The organism is Rhizobium leguminosarum, from assembly GCF_010668065.1.
GTDB classification, from domain to species: Bacteria; Pseudomonadota; Alphaproteobacteria; order Rhizobiales; family Rhizobiaceae; genus Rhizobium; species Rhizobium leguminosarum_S.
The window spans coordinates 64,892-82,280 of the sequence record NZ_WUEN01000010.1; the positions used below are offsets into that span (position 1 = coordinate 64,892).

General features: G+C 61.8%; 19 protein-coding genes. 7 read left to right on the forward strand and 12 right to left on the reverse strand.

Going from position 1 to position 17,389, the window contains the following annotated elements; genetic code table 11:
- Positions 1–20: 20 nt before the first annotated feature.
- The gene (locus GR198_RS24345) at positions 21–530 is read right to left on the reverse strand and encodes a DinB family protein (protein ID WP_029872945.1); all 510 of its coding nucleotides are present in this window, start codon (positions 528–530) and stop codon (positions 21–23) included.
- Between the two features lie 139 nt (positions 531–669).
- Here GR198_RS24345 and GR198_RS24350 point away from each other — a divergent pair, with 139 nt between their 5' ends.
- Together GR198_RS24350 and ndk are read left to right on the forward strand one after the other, a co-directional pair.
- Positions 670–1,359 (forward strand): glutathione S-transferase family protein, encoded by a 690-nt coding sequence (locus GR198_RS24350; protein WP_029872944.1) that lies wholly within the window; start codon positions 670–672, stop codon positions 1,357–1,359.
- 81 nt (positions 1,360–1,440) lie between these two features.
- Entirely contained in the window at positions 1,441–1,863 is a 423-nt protein-coding gene (gene ndk / locus GR198_RS24355; protein WP_003547097.1) for a nucleoside-diphosphate kinase, read from the forward strand.
- Positions 1,864–1,947: 84 nt separating this feature from the next.
- On the opposite strand, the gene GR198_RS24360 is transcribed toward ndk, so the two are convergent.
- Complete coding sequence (locus GR198_RS24360; RefSeq protein WP_050573683.1) at positions 1,948–2,409, reverse strand: hypothetical protein; 462 nt, start codon at positions 2,407–2,409, stop codon at positions 1,948–1,950.
- A gap of 140 nt (positions 2,410–2,549) precedes the next feature.
- Positions 2,550–3,095 (reverse strand): CGNR zinc finger domain-containing protein, encoded by a 546-nt coding sequence (locus GR198_RS24365; protein ID WP_164069718.1) that lies wholly within the window; start codon positions 3,093–3,095, stop codon positions 2,550–2,552.
- Positions 3,096–3,160: 65 nt separating this feature from the next.
- On the opposite strand from GR198_RS24365, the gene GR198_RS24370 reads away from it, so the two are divergent.
- Positions 3,161–4,057, forward strand: coding sequence for a branched-chain amino acid ABC transporter permease (locus GR198_RS24370; protein WP_029872941.1), 897 nt, complete (start codon positions 3,161–3,163; stop codon positions 4,055–4,057).
- Position 4,058: 1 nt separating this feature from the next.
- Here the strand turns inward: GR198_RS24370 and GR198_RS24375 are convergent, their stop codons facing one another.
- From GR198_RS24375 to GR198_RS24395, 5 genes are all read right to left on the reverse strand, one after another.
- The gene (locus GR198_RS24375; RefSeq protein WP_029872940.1) at positions 4,059–4,520 is read right to left on the reverse strand and encodes a molybdenum cofactor biosynthesis protein MoaE; all 462 of its coding nucleotides are present in this window, start codon (positions 4,518–4,520) and stop codon (positions 4,059–4,061) included.
- Between the two features lie 261 nt (positions 4,521–4,781).
- On the reverse strand, positions 4,782–5,036 hold the full coding sequence (gene moaD, locus GR198_RS24380; protein ID WP_029872939.1) for a molybdopterin converting factor subunit 1: 255 nt from the start codon (positions 5,034–5,036) through the stop codon (positions 4,782–4,784).
- On the reverse strand, positions 5,033–5,623 hold the full coding sequence (pgsA, locus tag GR198_RS24385) for a CDP-diacylglycerol--glycerol-3-phosphate 3-phosphatidyltransferase (protein WP_003547103.1): 591 nt from the start codon (positions 5,621–5,623) through the stop codon (positions 5,033–5,035). Before pgsA ends, moaD begins: the two co-directional genes overlap by 4 nt.
- A gap of 192 nt (positions 5,624–5,815) precedes the next feature.
- Positions 5,816–7,858 (reverse strand): excinuclease ABC subunit UvrC, encoded by a 2,043-nt coding sequence (gene uvrC / locus GR198_RS24390; protein ID WP_029872938.1) that lies wholly within the window; start codon positions 7,856–7,858, stop codon positions 5,816–5,818.
- Positions 7,855–8,622, reverse strand: a complete 768-nt coding sequence (locus tag GR198_RS24395; RefSeq protein ID WP_029872937.1) for an SDR family oxidoreductase — start codon at positions 8,620–8,622, stop codon at positions 7,855–7,857. Before GR198_RS24395 ends, uvrC begins: the two co-directional genes overlap by 4 nt.
- Positions 8,623–8,987: 365 nt before the next feature.
- Between GR198_RS24395 and GR198_RS24400 the strand changes: the two genes are divergently transcribed.
- A complete protein-coding gene (locus tag GR198_RS24400) occupies positions 8,988–9,623 on the forward strand; it encodes an outer membrane protein (protein WP_025570209.1) in 636 nt (211 codons plus the stop codon).
- Positions 9,624–9,708: 85 nt separating this feature from the next.
- Here GR198_RS24400 and GR198_RS24405 read toward each other — a convergent pair whose 3' ends face one another.
- Together GR198_RS24405 and GR198_RS24410 are read right to left on the reverse strand one after the other, a co-directional pair.
- Positions 9,709–10,305: a glutathione S-transferase gene (locus GR198_RS24405; RefSeq protein WP_029872936.1), complete on the reverse strand. Its 597-nt coding sequence runs from the start codon at positions 10,303–10,305 to the stop codon at positions 9,709–9,711.
- 163 nt (positions 10,306–10,468) lie between these two features.
- Positions 10,469–11,338, reverse strand: a complete 870-nt coding sequence (locus GR198_RS24410; protein ID WP_029872935.1) for a 23S rRNA (adenine(2030)-N(6))-methyltransferase RlmJ — start codon at positions 11,336–11,338, stop codon at positions 10,469–10,471.
- Between the two features lie 16 nt (positions 11,339–11,354).
- On the opposite strand from GR198_RS24410, the gene GR198_RS24415 reads away from it, so the two are divergent.
- The 3 genes from GR198_RS24415 to GR198_RS24425 all read left to right on the forward strand — a co-directional run bounded on the left by GR198_RS24415 (position 11,355) and on the right by GR198_RS24425 (position 15,463).
- Entirely contained in the window at positions 11,355–13,559 is a 2,205-nt protein-coding gene (locus GR198_RS24415; RefSeq protein ID WP_029872934.1) for a molybdopterin oxidoreductase family protein, read from the forward strand.
- Positions 13,556–14,149: an NUDIX domain-containing protein gene (locus tag GR198_RS24420; protein WP_029872933.1), complete on the forward strand. Its 594-nt coding sequence runs from the start codon at positions 13,556–13,558 to the stop codon at positions 14,147–14,149. The genes GR198_RS24415 and GR198_RS24420 overlap by 4 nt, the downstream gene beginning before the upstream one ends.
- Before the next feature lie 144 nt (positions 14,150–14,293).
- The gene (locus tag GR198_RS24425) at positions 14,294–15,463 is read left to right on the forward strand and encodes an alpha-D-ribose 1-methylphosphonate 5-triphosphate diphosphatase (RefSeq protein WP_029872932.1); all 1,170 of its coding nucleotides are present in this window, start codon (positions 14,294–14,296) and stop codon (positions 15,461–15,463) included.
- Here the strand turns inward: GR198_RS24425 and purN are convergent.
- Together purN and purM are read right to left on the reverse strand one after the other, a co-directional pair.
- Positions 15,460–16,131 (reverse strand): phosphoribosylglycinamide formyltransferase, encoded by a 672-nt coding sequence (gene purN / locus GR198_RS24430; RefSeq protein WP_029872931.1) that lies wholly within the window; start codon positions 16,129–16,131, stop codon positions 15,460–15,462. The two genes, GR198_RS24425 and purN, sit on opposite strands and share 4 nt — an antisense overlap.
- Complete coding sequence (gene purM, locus GR198_RS24435; RefSeq protein WP_029872930.1) at positions 16,128–17,201, reverse strand: phosphoribosylformylglycinamidine cyclo-ligase; 1,074 nt, start codon at positions 17,199–17,201, stop codon at positions 16,128–16,130. The genes purN and purM overlap by 4 nt, the downstream gene beginning before the upstream one ends.
- Positions 17,202–17,389: the final 188 nt, after the last annotated feature.

The following is a 17,389-nucleotide window of genomic DNA, read 5'->3' on the forward strand; positions in this document are numbered from 1 at the left end:
CTTTTGACTTAGATCGGGCCTCACATCCATTCGCGGCCCTCGCTGCGCAGGAAGTAGATGTGATCAAGCGTGAGGCTCGGCCTGCCGAGCGCCGTCAGCGTCATGTGGCACTGGCCGCGATGATGGGTCTGGTGGTTGAAGAAATGCGCGAGCGCCGACGACAGAGGCTGGGTGATCTCGGCCGGCTGTACCACTGTTACATAGGTGAAGTTGGCGGCAAGCGCCGCCTCGTCCAGCATGCCCGTCCAGGCAATGATCCGCTCGTCCTCTGCTTTGCGGGCAGCGGCAAGCGCATCCATCTCTTCGAAGAGCACGGCATCGAGTGTCGTCGGCGCTTCGCCGGTGCCGGTGAAGCGCTTCATCCATATCCGGTCGGCGACGAGCAGATGATTGAGCGTGCGATGCAGCGAGCCGAAGAAGGCGCCGCAATCATTGCGGAACTCTGCATCGCTGAGTTCGGCCGCAGCCGCATAAACTTGCGTGTTGGCCCAGCGATTATAGGCGGCGAACATCCTGTAATGTCTGAGCATCCTGTCCCCTCCCGTGTCGTATCGGCAGTCTAGCCCTATTCCTTAGAAAACCGAGTGATGACGCCATGAAATTTCCTGATTTGATTGCAGGCGCTTTCTGTCGTGGAATGGATAGAGCTGCGATCTCGAAAGGACTGTTATGACCAGAGCCCTCTATTCCCTCTGCGGCGCCGACGAGCGGCGCTTCTTTTCGCCCCATTGCTGGAAAGCGGTGATGGCGCTGGCGCATAAGGGGCTCGATTTCGAGGAGATTCCGACGACCTACGCCCACATCCGCGCGATCGGCGGCGGCGTCTCGTCGATCGTGCCCGTTCTCGACGACAACGGCCGGCTGATCCCCGACAGTTTCGACATCGCCCTTTATCTGGAGGAGGCCTATCCCGATCGGCCGTCGCTGTTCAACGGCGAGGGCGGCAAGGCGCTGTCGCGGATGGTGGAAAGCTATTCGCAAATGATCATCCATCCGGCGATCATGCGCATCGCCCTTCTCGACATCCATGCGAACCTCGACGAGGAAGACAAAGCCTATTTCCGCGAAAGCCGCGAGGCTCGGCTCGGCAAACCGCTGGAAGTGGTTGCCGCCGACAGCGAGGCAGAGAAGGCCGCCTTCGGCGCCAAGCTGGAGCCGCTCCGGCACATGCTGAAGTTCCAACCCTTCATCGGCGGGCAGACACCGCTCTTTGCCGACTATATCGTCTTCGGCGCGCTGCAATGGCTGCGTGTCTCCGCCGGTCTCGCCATGCTAGCCGCCGACGATCCCGTCATGGCCTGGTTCGAACGCTGCCTCGATCTTCACCAAAGCCGCGGCAGGACTGTGACAGCGGCGTGAAATTGCCGCCTACCTCTTGTTTTCGGGCGTTGGGGCGGGTAAAGACCGCCCACTTTTCCCGAGAAAACAGAGGATTTGACTATGGCGATTGAACGCACCTTCTCGATGATCAAGCCGGACGCAACGAAGCGCAACCTGACGGGCGCCATCACCAAGATGCTCGAAGATGCCGGCCTGCGTGTCGTCGCTTCCAAGCGCGTCTGGATGAGCCGTCGCGAAGCCGAAGGCTTCTACGCCGTTCACAAGGACCGTCCCTTCTTCGGCGAACTGGTCGAAGGCATGACCTCCGGCCCGACCATCGTCCAGGTGCTGGAAGGCGAAGGCGCGATCCTCAAGAACCGCGAGATCATGGGCGCCACCAACCCGGCAAACGCTGACGAAGGCACGATCCGCAAGGTTCACGCTCTGTCGATCGGCGAAAATTCCGTTCACGGCTCGGATGCTCCGGAAACGGCTGCCCAGGAAATCAAATACTGGTTCTCCGACACCGAAATCGTCGGCTGAGGCCACGCTTCGGCATTCGCCGGCAATACCTTGAATTGACTCTCGAAAGCCGGGGCCTTGCTCCGGCTTTTTTCATGCATTTCTCTATGCCGGGCATTTGTCGGTATTCGAGAAATCGACGCTGCCGTCAGGCTTGAAGACCTCCGGGTTCTTGTCATAAAGCGCGCCGACGACGAGCGGCTTGCTCGGCAGGACGGTCTGGTCGAGGTCGGACCGGAACTGCGTCTTCAATTCCTGCAGCACCTTGCCGTCCTTGTCGACCAGCCGGACACTCACGGAATAGGGACGATCCTTGCGCACGCAGTGCAGGTTTTCGCTCTGCAGCGCGATCTTGTCGTCGATCGGATAGATCTTCTGGTTCAGCACCAGCGGATCACCTCCTTGCGGGTTTTCGAATTCGGCAATGATGACCGAACCGTCGGGGATAGGCCCCGTCTTCTTCAGCGTCAGCAGATAGGTGGCGCTCGCCACCCGATAGTTGAAGACGAAGAGATGGCCGGTGACCTCGACCAGGTTTTCAGCCTGGCGCTGGCAGGCTGACAGCATCAGCCCGGCCACCAGAGCAATTCCAGCAAAAGTGCGCAGCGGTTTTGCGTCCGGAATTGCGGAAAGACAGAAAGATAGAGCATTTCCGTGCCTCGCAGAGAAACGGAAATGCTCTGGCACCATCAGGATACAATGCTTTCTCATGGCGTCTCCTCCTTCTTGCGGCGATAGTGACGGTTCGCCTTGGCGCGGTTGCCGCAGACCGCCATGTCGCACCAGGTCCGGCTTCTGTTCTTGCTGCGGTCGATGAACAGCCAGCCGCAATTGCCGCAGATCTTCATGCGTTCCGGATCGGGCATGGAGATCAGCCGCAGCACCGAATGGGCGGTCGCCGCGGCCAGGCTGTCGGGGCCTGCGTCGCGCAATGTCTTCGCCAGCGCTTCCAGCAGCCTGGCCAGCAATTGGTCGTCGTCGCCATTCAGTATACGCTCGCGGAAATAGAGGTCGATCGCTTCCCGCAGCGCGATGAAATCAGCCTCGTTTTCCGCCGCCACCGGCGCGATGTCGCCGAAGAGGGCGCGCTCGGCGCAGAATTCGGCCGCAGCGTTTGGAAAACTCCGCATCTGGTCCCTGACCGCAAAGCGGTCGATCCGCCGCGTTGCATCGTGGCGCAAGACGACGCTGTTGACGACATCAAGCGCCAGCGCGCCGCCGGCAAAGCGGTGAGGGGTCCAGGAAAAGCTCATGACGAAATTATAACTGGTGAAATAGGTTTTACCAGTTATAATTTTGGTGACGTGGAGTGTCTGGAATGGCCTATCTTCTGCAGCAGCTGGCGAATGCGGTTCCGCTGGCCGCCCTCTATGCCGCGCTTGCCTTCGGTTATGCCATAGCCTTCGGCGTGACGAAGCGGGCCGACATCACCTATGGGGCGATCTTTGCCTTCGCGGGCCAGATCCTGCTGCTCTTCACTGAACTCGCCTTCAACCGCTTCTGGCTGGTGCTGCCGGCCGCCCTTGCCGTCGGCGCCTGCGCTTCCATCGTCTATTCGCTGGCGGCCGGCCTATGGATCGGTCGCTCGATCATGCTGCCGCTGGTCAGCAAATCGCCGAATACGGTCATCGTCGCTGCCCTCGGCATCATGATCGTGCTGATGGAGACCGCCCGGCTTGCCGCCAATACCCGCGCCATCTGGCTGCCGCCGTTCCTGAACGACACGGTCGTCTTTTGGAGCGACGGCCCGTTCAAGGTGACGCTCACCCATATCCAGTTGATCGACACGGCACTGATGTGCGCCATCGTCGCGGTGGGTACGCTGATCCTCAGGCGCACGGCCTGGGGCCGCGTCTGGCGCGCCGTCACCGATGATCCGCTGGCAGCCGAACTCTGCGGCACAAGCGCCAACCGCGTCTTTCTCGTCGCCTATGGGGCCGCAGCACTCGTCGCCACCATCTGCGGCATCCTCGCGACTTTCTACTACGGCTCGATGGATTTCGGCGCCGGCCTGATGTTCGGGCTGAAGGTGCTGCTGATCGCCGCCGTCGGCGGCCATTCCGATCCGCTGCGCTCGGCAGGCGGCGCTGCCGGGCTTGCCGTCGTCGAAACCATGTGGGGCGCCTACGGCCCCTTCGTCTGGCGGGATCTGGTCGTCTTCTCGCTGCTCGTTCTGCTTTTGGTGATGAGCCGCAGGGAGCGAGTGGTGCTCTAACTTATTTCCACTTGTCGCGGGCTGCGTCGTCGGCGTCCTTCGCCGAGACCCAGTCGCCGGTGGCGCCATCCCTGGCGTGCTCCTTCTTCCAGAAGGGGGCTGCCGTCTTCAGGAAGTCCATGACGAAATTGGCGCCGTCGAATGCCGCCTGCCGGTGCGGCGCGGCTGCGACGACGAGCACGATAGTCTCGCCGGCTGCGATCTTCCCGTAGCGGTGGATGGCGGTGAGGCCGAGAAGTCCGAAACGCGCGATGGCAAGATCGCCGATGCGCCGCATCTCAGCCTCCGCCATGCCGGGATAATGCTCGAGCTCGAGTGCCGCAAGCGTCCCGCCTTCATCGCGGCAGAGGCCGGAAAAGGTGACGACGGCGCCGATGCCGGCTTTGCCCTTGGAGAGACGATCGACCTCGGCTTGCAGGTCGAAGTCCTCATGCTGGACGCGGATGGTGGGGATGACTGTCACAGCGAAATCCTCCGCTGCTTTGATGTCGATGTAAAGAGTGCGGAAAGGCTGTGCCGTGGAAGCCCCCCTCTGGCCTGCCGGCCATCTCCCCCACAGGTGGTGAGATCACAAATGGCACGCTCTTCATGCCCACTTATCGTTTCGCCGGGCTGAAACGCCGATTGTTTGGGGAAGCCGGTGCGCCCAGCCAATCTCCCTCCTTGTGGGGGAGATGCCCGGCAGGGCAGAGGGGGGTAGCGACACGGCACCACCATCACCGCCTCATCCCCCCGTCATCGGCGGAAATATACCGATCTCTTTCGCCCCCGATATCGGCTCGTCATGCTCGACATGCTCCATGTCGAGCGCCACGCGGATCACCTCGGGATATTGAAGTGCGGTCTCATATTCTTCGCCCAGCGTCTTCAAATGATTCAAGAGATCGGCGACGGTGACGACGGAGGAGGGGAGGTCGATCTCCTCCTCGCCTTTGCCGATGCGCTCGCGCACCCAGGCAAAATAGACAAGCCGCGTCATTCCTCGTCATCCACGATATGTTTCACCCCGGCGCGGAAATAGTCGTAGCCGGTATAGATGGTCAGCAGCGCCGCGATCCACAGCAGCGCGATGCCGGTCTGCGTCGTATAGGGGAAAATCTCGTCGCCGGCCGGGCCGGCGAGCAGGAAGGCAATAGCGACGAGCTGCAGTGTCGTCTTCCATTTGGCGATCCGCGTCACCGGTACGCTGACCTTCAGCGCCGCCAGATATTCGCGCAGTCCCGACACCAGGATCTCGCGGCAGAGAATGGTGATCGCCGCCCAGATCGACCAGCCGGCGATCGTCTGGTCGGCCGCGACCAGGAGAAGGATCGAGGCGACCAGCAGCTTGTCGGCGATCGGATCGAGCATGCGGCCGATATTCGACGTCTGGTTCCAGATGCGCGCGAGATAACCGTCGAGGAAATCGGTGAGCGAGGCGATGACGAAGATCCACAGCGCCACCCAACGCGCCGTATTGCTGATCGACAGCCTGCCCTCGATGAAGAAGCAGAGAACGATCAGCGGTACGGCGAGGATGCGGCCGTAGGTCAGAAGATTGGGAATGCTGTACGCACGCGATGCCATGGGATCGTTTCTCTGAATTGATGCACCGCTACAGCGCCGCGCGCCTTTTCGGACGAGCCAAGGACACTGTAACACTTTAGAACCTCCGCATCATGCTCGGGCCGATGCGGTAGATGACGGCTTTGGCTGCGGACCGTCAACATTCTTTCTGTCTTTTCACCGCCTTTGCGTGGAATTTGCGACGGACGCCGGTTATTTCGCGGCGTCGTCATGGAAATGGTTATAGACCTGCCTGGCGACGGCTTCCGATATGCCTTCCACCGCCATCAGGTCGGACAGGGCGGCGCGCGAAACCGCCTTCGCCGTTCCGAAATGCTGGAGCAGCGCGCGTTTGCGCGACGGGCCGATGCCGCCGATCTCGTCGAGCGGGTTCTTGATCATTTCCTTCTTGCGGCGTGCCCGGTGCGAGCCGATCGCGAAACGATGCGCCTCGTCACGCATGCGCTGGACGAAGTAGAGCACCGGATCGCGCGGCGGCAGCGTGAAGCTCTCGCGCCCCGGCGGGAAGAAGCGCTCGCGCCCGGCATCGCGGTCGACGCCCTTGGCGATGCCGATCGCCGTCACGCTGTCGGTGATGCCGAGTTCGGCAAGGATGGCGCGCACCGCCGTCATCTGCCCCTGGCCGCCGTCGATGAGGATCACATCGGGCCAGGTCGGGAAGGGCATGTCGGCAGCGTCGGGCGTGGCCACCTGCGCCGTCCGGTCAGGAATGCCGTCCTCCTTGATCAGCCGCGAGAAACGCCGCGTCATCACCTCCTTCATCATGCCGAAGTCGTCGCCGGGGGTGATGTCGGTCGATTTGATGTTGAACTTGCGGTACTGGTTCTTGACGAAACCTTCCGGCCCCGCGACCACCATGCCGCCGACGGCATTGGTGCCCATGATATGCGAGTTGTCGTAGATCTCGATGCGCTGCGGTGCATAGGCAAGCCCGAACGTTTCCTTGAAACCTTCGAGCAGCCGCGACTGCGACGCCGTCTCGGCAAGCTTTCGCCCATGCGCCTCGCGTGCATTGCCGACGACATGGTCGACCAGATCCCGCTTCTCGCCGCGTTGCGGCACCAGGATGGAAACCTTGTGGCCGGCCTTTTCGCTGAGTGCTGCGGCGAGCAACTCCAGCTCCTCCACCGTCTGCGACAGCATGATCTGCTTCGGCACCGGCTTGTCGTCGTAGAACTGCGCGAGGAAGGAATTCAGCACTTCGGCGCTCGAAAGCTGCGGATCGGCCTTCGGGAAATAGGCGCGGTTGCCCCAGTTCTGGCCGGTGCGGAAGAAAAACACCTGGATGCAGGAGATGCCGCCCTCATGGTGGATGGCGAAAACGTCAGCCTCCTCGACGCCGGCCGGATTGATGCCCTGATGGCTCTGCACATGCGAAAGTGCGGCCAGGCGATCACGATAGATCGCCGCCCGCTCGAAATCGAGGTCCTCGGCCGCCTGGTTCATCGCCTCGGCCATATGCGACTTCACCTTCTGGCTCTTGCCGGACAGGAAGTCCTTCGCCTCCTGCACCAGTTCGCCGTACCCCCCATCGCTGACCTCGTGGGTGCACGGCCCGGAACAGCGCTTGATCTGGTAGAGCAGGCAGGGCCGCGTGCGCGTTTCGAAGACGCTGTCGGTGCAGGTGCGGATCAGGAAGGCGCGCTGCAGCGAGTTGATCGTCCGCCCGACCGCGCCGGCCGAAGCGAAGGGTCCGAAATAGTCGCCCTTTCGCGCTCTCGCACCGCGATGCTTGAAAATGGCAGGCGCCCGGTGGTCGCCGGTGATGAGGATATAGGGAAAGGACTTGTCGTCGCGCAAAAGCACGTTAAAGCGCGGCCGCAAGCGCTTGATCAGATTCGCTTCCAGCAGCAGCGCTTCGGTTTCCGTGCGCGTCGTCACGAATTCCATATTCGCCGTCTGGCGCACCATCTGGGCGATGCGGTTGGAATGCACACGGCCGACGGCGTAGTTGTTGACGCGTTTCTTCAGGCTGCGCGCCTTGCCGACATAGAGCACATCGCCCTCGGCATTGAACATGCGGTAGACGCCGGGGCTGTTCGGCAGCCGCTTGACGAATTCGCCGATCAGTTCCGCGCCGAGAAGCCCGGTTTCATTGAGGCTGCCCGCATTCCAGTCGACTGCAGCCGCAAGCGGCGCGGCGACGGAAGCGTCGCCTTCAACTTCGATATCGTCTTCGCTCTCTTCCGTATCGTCGTAGAGAACGCCGCCATCCGGCAGCTTTCGTCCGTTCATTCCGTAATCTCCGCCACATCGGGCGTCTGCCAGGCGAGGTGCTGGCCGCCGTCGAGGGCAATCATCTGGCCGGTGATCGAGGGCGTGTCGTAAAGGAAGCGAATCGTTTGTCCGAATTCCTCCAGCGCCGGCCCTCGCTGCAAGATAAGGGCTGAGACCTGCGCTTGGAAGTCCTCCATCGCCTGCCGCTCGCTCGGCATTGAGGGGCCGGGGCCGATTGCATTGACGCGGATGCGTGGCGCCAATGCCTGTGCAAGCGTCTGCGTTGCCGTCCACAGCGCGGATTTGGAGAGGGTATAGGAATAGAAGCTGGGTCTCAGCGCCCAGACCCGCTGGTCGATGATATTGACGATCAGCCCCGCTGCCTCAGCGGGCATCTGCTGCGCGAAGGCCGCCGCAAGGATAGAGGGCGCACGGACATGCAGGTCGAAGTGCAATGCCCAGGTGGCGGCATTGAAACTACGCGCTGAATCATGCTGGAAGACCGACGCATTATTGACGAGCAGATCGAGCGGCCCGAGCGCTTCCGACGCCCTTGTAATGAGCTCGCCCGTTTCGCCGATATCGGTGAGGTCTGCCTGCAGGGCGGTCGCTCGATATCCCTTCCGCCGCAATTCCGCCACCAGCTCTTCGGCCTCGCCGATGGAGCCGTTCGCGTGGATCGCAACGGAAAAGCCATTTGCAGCAAGGTCTTCGGCAATTGCCCGGCCTATTCTTTTAGCCGCCCCTGTTATAAGGGCCGAGCGAAGTCCTTTGTGCTTCAAAATCTTGCCTTCTGATCCCGCGAGTCTGTCTGCAGACTATATAGGCGCCGACGGAGATTATATAAATAGGCCGTTGCGGTTGCGTCCGGGAGCTGGATATTCTATGTATTATTTAAGAATGCGATTTCTTAAAATAAGTATTGTGGATTTAACACTTCAGTAGGGTTAATGAAGTGTATGTTGCGTTAAAGCAACATCGAATTTCAGCCATGCGGCAGCCACAATGATATCACAATTTGGCTCTTTCAAATCCGCATTTGAGTTCCAATTTCAGTCTCGATCCGGAAGGGACATCTGGCAATATCCCGCCAATGCTTCACTGATAGACAGATGACAAGCGGCGCGGGACTGAAAGGAGACTAAGTATGCGTGTACTCATTGCTGGCCTCATGGCCTCCGTTTTTGCAATTGCGGGCGTCTCGGCAGCTCAGGCGGCTGATGCCGTCGACCAGGTTCCGGAAGCACCGGTCGCCCAGGACGCTCCAGTCAAGCCGGCAGGCAACTGGGAAGGTTTCTACCTCGGCGGCGCCGGCACCTACAACATGGGTGACTTCGGTTCCGACCGTCACACCTATGGTTTCGGTGGTCAGGTCTTCACCGGCTACAACTGGCAGGCGGGCCAGATCGTCTACGGCGTTGAATCCGATCTCGGCTACAGCGGCGACGACGTTTCCTCGGGCGGCGTCAAGAACAAGTATGGTTGGAACGGCTCCGTCCGTGGCCGCGTCGGCTACGACATGAACCCCTTCCTGCTCTACGGCACGGCCGGTCTTGCCATCGGCGACGTCAAGGTTTCCGACGACACTTCGGACGAAAGCAAGACGAACTTCGGCTATACGGTCGGCGCCGGCGTCGAAGCCTTCGTGACCAACAACATCACGACGCGCCTCGAATATCGCTACACCGACTACCAGAGCAAGGATTACGACCTCGACTCCGGCAGCTTCTCGCGCGGTTACGACGAGAACAGCGTCAAGCTCGGTATCGGCGTCAAGTTCTAAGCGGGTTGAATATCCGAACATGGAAAAGCCGGGCACGTCGCCCGGCTTTTTGCTGTCCGCTCGTTGCTCCAGACGCTGAGCCCGCTCAGCCCTCAGACTTGAGCTCGCCGTGGGCCGGGAATTTCTTGTCGAACTGCCGCTGCCAGTCGATCAGCGGCGCATGATCGGCTTCCCACTGGTCCTTGAAGCGCAGTTCGAGATAATCGAGCGTCGCCGCCAGCGCGAAATGTCCGCCATTGAGCTTCTTGCCTGTTTTCGGCGGATTGGCGCTGAGATGAGCGAGCCCGCTCGTCGCCTTCTTCCACTGCCGGTCTATCCACGGCTGATGGACCTTTTCCTTGTCGCGGAAGCGCCGCTCGTAGACGATCGCCAGCAGGCAATCGCAGATGCCGTCGCAGAGCGCCTCGAGGATTTCCACATCCGTGCGCTTGCCCTTCTTGGAAGGGTAGAGCCCGCCCTTCGTCAGCCGGTCGAAATAATGCATGATCGCCACGCTATCGTATATCGAGACCTCGTCATCGGTCAGCAGCGTCGGGATCTTGCCGAGCGGATTGTTGTCCACCAGGATCGCAGGTCCGGTATTGGTGTCGACCCGGATGGCGTTCAACTCCAGGCCTAGAAAATGCGCGGCCATCCGCACCTTGTTGGAATAGGGTGAGGCGGGCGAACAAAGGAGCTTCATGGGACACCTGATGAGATTGTGGAGCTGCGGCGCGGACTATTCCCGAAGCTAGCGCATAACCCCGAAAATCGGAATCGATTTTCGGAAAGTATTATGCGCAAATTCAAAGTGCTACAGCGTCCTTTGCGCGTCTGAAAGGACGCGCGGCGCTGTAGTTGCCCGGTCAATCGTCCTTGACCGCCTTGTTCTCGCCGCGCAGCCAGAAGGCGCGGTGCGAGGCAAAACGGTCTTGCGCCAGATGGTCCTTCAATGCGGGCAGCAATTGGTGCAACTCATCCTTCAGCGTGAAGGGCGGGTTGACGATGACGAGGCCTGAGCCCGTCAGTCCCGTAATGCCGCGGTCGCTGCGAACGGCGAGTTCGGCGCAGAGCATTTTCGGGATGTCGAGCGCCTGCAGCGTCTCGTGGAATTCCTTGATCGGCGCGCCCTTTTTCAGCGGATACCACAGGCAATAGGTGCCGCCGGGAAAGCGGCGGTAGGCTTTTTCCAGTCCCTCGGCCAGCCGCTGATATTCGTCGTCCTCCTCGAAGGGCGGATCGACGAGGACGATGCCGCGCTTCTCCTTCGGCGGCAGATGCGCGCCGAGCGCCAGCCAGCCGTCGAGTTCGGTGATGCGGGCATGGTGATCGCCCTCGAACAGCCGGTGCAGCCTGACATAATCCTCGGGGTGCAGTTCCATCGCCGACAGCCGGTCCTGCGGCCGGAACAGCATGCGCGCAAGTTTCGGCGATCCCGGATAGAAGCGGATGCCGCCCTGAGGATTGAGTTCGCGGATTGCCGCGAGATAGGGCTCCAGCAGTTCGGAAACCTGAGGGCCGAGGTCTGCCTCCATCAGCTTGCCGATGCCATCGAGCCATTCGCCGGTTTTCTGCGCTTCTTCCAAGGAAAGGTCGTAGAGCCCGATGCCGGCATGCGTATCGAGCACGCGGAACCCGCCATCCTTTTTCTGCATGTAACGGATCAGCCGCGTCAGCACGACATGTTTCAGCACATCGGCAAAGTTGCCCGCGTGATAGATGTGGCGGTAGTTCATTTTCGCTGATGTCCGTATGAATTCGCGTCATGGGAAATTTTTGTGGCTTTTGGCCGTGCAAGCCTTGGAATATACAAATGCCATGAACATTGCGACCCCCATCCACGCCAAATCATCGAAGCCGGAGAATAGGGTAGGCCACACCGCCTGTCCGCATGACTGTCCCTCCACCTGCGCGCTGGAGGTCGAGATATCGGAGGATGGCCGCATAGGCCGTGTGCGCGGCGCCAATGACCATTCCTACACGTCGGGTGTCATCTGCGCCAAGGTCGCCCGTTATGCCGAGCGGCTCTACCATCCCGACCGTCTGATGCATCCTCTACGCCGCGCCGGTGCCAAGGGGGCAGGGCAGTGGCAGCAGATTTCCTGGGACGATGCGCTGGATGAGATCGCCGAAGCCTTTGTGAAGTCCGAGGCAAGGGACGGCAGCGAGGCGATCTGGCCCTATTTCTACGCCGGTACCATGGGCTGGGTGCAGCGCGATTCCATCGATCGCCTGCGTCATGCCAAGCGTTACTCCGGCTTCTTCTCCTCGATCTGCACCAACCCCGCCTGGACCGGCTTCACCATGGCGACCGGCACGCTGCGCGGTCCCGATCCGCGCGAAATGGGCCGCACCGATTGCGTCGTCATCTGGGGCACCAACGCGGTGTCGACCCAGATCAACGTGATGACCCACGCCATCAGGTCGCGCAAGGAGCGCGGCGCGAAGATCGTCGTCATCGACATTTACGACAATCCGACGATGAAGCAGGCCGACATGGCGCTGATCGTCAGGCCGGGCACCGACGCCGCGCTCGCCTGCGCCGTCATGCACATCGCCTTCCGCGACGGTTACGCCGACCGCGAATACATGGCGAGATACGCCGATGATCCCGCCGGTCTCGAAGCGCATCTGAAAACCAAGACGCCGCAATGGGCCGCCGCTATCACCGGCCTTTCGGTCGAGGAGATCGAAGCCTTCGCCAGCCTCGTCGGCACGACGAAGAAGACCTTCTTCCGCCTGGGTTACGGCTTCACCCGCCAGCGCAACGGCGCGGTCGCCATGCATGCGGCCGCCTCGATCGCCACCGTTCTCGGCTCCTGGCAATATGAGGGCGGCGGCGCCTTCCATTCGAACAGCGATATCTTCCGCATGAACAGTGCCGAACTGACCGGCCGGTCGATGAAGGATGCCCATATCCGCATGCTCGACCAGTCGCAGCTCGGCCGCGTGCTGACCGGCGATGCCGTGGCGCTGCGCCACCGCGGTCCGGTGACGGCAATGCTGATCCAGAACACCAATCCAGCAAACATCGCCCCCGAGCAGCGCCTCGTCAGACGCGGCTTTGCCCGTGACGACCTCTTCGTCGCCGTGCACGAGCAGTTCATGACCGAAACGGCCGAGATCGCCGATATCGTCATTCCCGCGACGATGTTCGTCGAGCACGACGACATCTACCGCGCCGGCGGCCAGAACCATATCCTGCTGGGACCGAAACTGGTCGAGCCGCCGCCAACCGTGCGCACCAATCTCTTCGTCATCGAGGAACTGGCCAAACGCCTCGGGGTCGCCGATCGCCCCGGCTTCGGCTTCACCGCCCGCGAGATGGTCGATCGCATCCTCGAATCGAGCGGCCTACCGGATTACGATCATTTCCTCGAACATAAATGGTTCGATCGCCAGCCTGCTTTTGAGGAAGCGCATTACCTGAACGGCTTTGCCCATCCGGATGGCAAATTCCATTTCCGCCCGGACTGGATCAATCAGCCGGCGCCGAACAAGCCGCCGGCGGCGATCGGCGCGCTTGGGCCGCACGCCGCGCTTCCGGCCTTCCCCGATCAGGTCGATGTCATCGAAGTCGCCGATATCGAGCATCCCTTCCGCCTCGCCACGTCGCCGGCGCGCAACTTCCTGAATTCGAGCTTCTCCGAGACCAAGACCTCTCGCCAGAAGGAAGGCCGCCCCGAGGTGATGATCAATCCGGCCGATGCCGAAGCCAACGGCATCGGCCATGGCGATCTCGTCCGCATCGGCAATAGCCGCGGCGATCTGCGCATCCACGCCCGCATCACGACCGAAGTGAAATCCGGCGTGCTGATTGCCGAGGGGCTTTGGCCGAACAAGGCGCATGTCGACGGCGAGGGCATCAACATCTTGACCGGCGCCGACCCCGTCGCGCCTTATGGCGGGGCGGCCGTGCACGACAACAAGGTCTGGCTTCGCAGGGACGCAGCATGATGCAGCCGAAATCACGCGTGAAGATCGCCAGCGAGGAAACCCTGTCGAATGGGTGGACGCGGTTGAGCAGCTACCTCCTCGACTATATCGACCGCAAGGGCGCAACCCAACGGTTGAAGCGGGAAGTCTACCACCGCACGCCGGCCGCCTGCATCCTGCTTTATGATCCCAAGCGCGACCTCGTCGTTCTCGTCCGCCAATTCCGCCTCGCCGTTCATCTCAACGGCGATCCCGCCTGGATGATCGAGGTGCCGGCCGGCCTTCTCGATGACGACCATCCAGAAGCGGCAATCCGTCGCGAGGCGATGGAGGAGACCGGCTATCGCCTGCGCGATGCGCGCTTCCTGTTCAAATCCTATACTTCGCCGGGTGCCGTCACCGAAGTCGTGCATTTCTTCGCAGCCCTCATCGACACCGCCGATCGCGTGGCTGAAGGTGGCGGCTTGGACGAGGAACACGAGGATATCGAAGTTCTCGAGATCCCGCTCGACGATGCGGCGACGATGATCGAAACCGGCGAGATCTTCGACGTCAAGACGATCGTGCTTCTGCAATGGGCTTTGTTGAACAGGGCAAATCTGACGGCGTGAATCTGCGAGGCGGGCGCGTCGGATCATTTCCAAAGCGCAAGTTTCCGCTTCAAGGTGATACGGCGCAAAATTTCATACGACTGTCACGAAGCGGTTCTATCCGCTGCGGTTTGTCAATCATCGGATGCGGTCAGGAGAAAGCCCATGTGGCTCAGCAATTTCACCCTCGTTCTCCCAAACGAGGTGGTGAGTGAAGGTTCCGTGCGTGTTGAGGATGGCGCCATCGCCGAGATCAGGCCGGAGCCGGTCGCCGGTGCTGCCATCGACGGCGGCGGACGGCTGCTGATGCCGGGCTTCGTCGATCTGCACGGCGATATGATCGAGCGCGAAATCGCCCCGCGGCCGAACGCGACGATGCCGATCGATTTCGGCATCCACGAACTCGACAAGAAGCTTGCCGCCGCCGGTGTCACGACGGCGTTTGCCGCCGTCTCCTTCGCGACCGAAAGCGTCTACGGCCACGTCCGCTCGCTGGAGACGACGTCTGCGGTGATCGAGGGTATCAACCGCCTGCGCGACGACCTGCTGATCGACCACCGCATCCACGCCCGCTACGAGATCACCAATGTCGGCGCAGCGCCCGCACTCGAACGCCTGCTGAATGCCGACCAGATCGACATGGTCTCGCTCACCGACCACACGCCGGGCCAGGGCCAGTACAACAATCTGCAGAGCTATATTCTCAGCATTTCCGAGCGCCGCGCCATCTCCGAGGAAATGGCGGCGGAGATCGTCGCCAAGCGCATCGCCATGCGCAGCAATCCTGACATCGACGCCAAGCTGAAGGAGATCGTTGCGCTGTCGCTGAAGCACAGGCTGTCGCTTGCCTCGCATGACGATGACAGCGTCGAAAAAGTCGCCGAAATGCACGATCTCGGCGTCACCATCAGCGAGTTTCCGGTCACCGCACCTGCGGCGGAGGAGGCGCGCCGTCGTGGCCTCTGGACGCTGATGGGCGCGCCGAATGCACTGCGCGGCCAGTCGATGTCGGGTAATCTCAGCGCGCTCGATGCCGCAAGGGCCGGCCTACTGAGCATCATCGCCGCCGATTATCATCCGGCTGCCTTCGTGCCCGGCATCTTCAAGCTTGCCGATATGCTGGAAGGCGGCCTGCCGGCAGCCGTTGCCATGGCGACCGGCAATGCGGCCCGCTCGGCCGGTCTGTCGGATCGCGGCGAGATCGCCATCGGCCAGCGCGCCGATCTGGTCGTGGTCGAGCCGGGTGATATCAATCGCATCCGCGCCACCTTCCGCGCCGGCCGCTTCGTCTACAGCGACGGCACGCTGCATCCTTTGCGGGCGCTGGCAGCTTAAGCGCGGTCGCCGATCAGCGAAATAAGCTGGGTCTTGGGTGCGGCGGTCGAAGCCTCCGCGCCGACGGCCTTGCCGCCTTCCATCGTCACACGGCCTTCGGCAAAGAGCCGCAGCGCTTGTGGATAGATCTGGTGTTCGATGGTGAGCACACGCGCGGCAAGGCTTTCGGCCGTGTCACCGGAAAGAACCGGCACGGCCGCCTGGCCGATCACCGGCCCCTCATCCATGCCTTCGGTGACGAAATGCACGGTGCAGCCGGCGATCCGCATGCCGGCGTCGATGGCCCGCTGATGCGTATGCAGGCCGGGAAACAGCGGCAGCAGGGAAGGGTGGATGTTGAGCATCCGGCCTTCGTAACGCTGGATGAATGTCGCCGTCAGCAGCCGCATGTAGCCTGCCAGGCAAAGAATATCGGGTTTAAGCTCGTCGAGCGCCGAAAAGATCGCCGCCTCATGCGCATCCTTGCTGGCGTAGTCCTTGCGGGGAAAAGCGAAGGTGGCGATGCCTTCGGCGGCGGCCTTGGCAAGCCCGCCGGCATCCGCCTTGTCGGAGATCACCCCGACGATCTCGGCCGGATAGTCGGCTGCCTTTGCCGCCGCAACCAGCGCCATCATGTTGGAGCCGCTGCCTGATATGAAGACGACGGCGCGTTTGCGCGGCGAGCTCATATGGTAAGCGTGCCCTTGTAGACCGTGCCGGCAGCGCCTTCTTCGCGGGCGATCATGCGGCCGAGCGTGATAACCTTCTCGCCCTCGGCTTCGAGTGCCGCGGAAACCGTCGCGACATCCTCACCGGCAACGACGGCGATCATGCCGACGCCGCAGTTGAAGGTGCGCAGCATTTCCTTGGCTTCGACGCCGCCCGTCTTGGCGAGCCAGGAGAATACCGCCGGTACCTTGACGGCGGCAAGATCGATCTCGGCCGCCAGATGCTTCGGCAGCACGCGCGGAATATTTTCGGGGAAGCCGCCGCCGGTGATGTGCGCCAGCGCCTTGATGGCGCCGGTCTCGCGGATCGCCTTCAGAAGCGGCTTCACATAGATGCGGGTCGGCTCGAGCAGGGCTTCGCCAAGCTTCTTGTCTTCGGCAAACGGCGCCGGTGCATCCCAGTCGAGGCCGGACAATTCGACGATCTTGCGCACCAGCGAGAAGCCATTGGAATGGACGCCGGAGGAGGCGAGGCCGAGGATCACGTCACCCTCGGCAATATCGCCTGATGGCAGGAGCTTGCCGCGTTCGGCAGCACCGACGGCAAAGCCCGCGAGATCGTAATCGCCGGAGGAATACATGCCGGGCATTTCGGCCGTCTCGCCGCCGATCAGCGCGCAGCCCGCCTCGCGGCAACCGGCGGCAATGCCGCCGACGATGGCCGCACCCTGGTCGGGGTCGAGCTTGCCGGTCGCGAAATAATCGAGGAAGAACAGCGGCTCTGCGCCCTGTACCACGAGATCGTTGACGCACATGGCGACGAGGTCGATGCCGACGGTGTCGTGATAGTCGGCATCGATCGCGATCTTCAGCTTGGTGCCGACGCCGTCATTGGCAGCGACGAGAACCGGATCAGTAAAGCCTGCCGCCTTGAGGTCGAAAAGCCCGCCGAAGCCGCCGATCTCGCCGTCGGCGCCGGGACGGCGGGTCGAGCGCACCGCCGGCTTGATCTTCTCGACGAGGAGGTTGCCGGCATCGATATCGACGCCCGCATCGCTATATGTCAGGCCGTTTTTCCCAGACTGGCTCATGCTGGTCTCCGATGGCTATTTCAGGCGGCAAACGTGCCGCGTCATCTGCCGGTCGCAATTGCATGACAGGGGCTTTTATGCAAGCGCCGCATGGCGAAAGCCCCCAATTTCCCGCGTCTTCTTCCGGCCTTTCCGGGATTTGGCGCGACAGGGTTGACCATCTTTGCGCCTGCATCCTATGTGCTGAA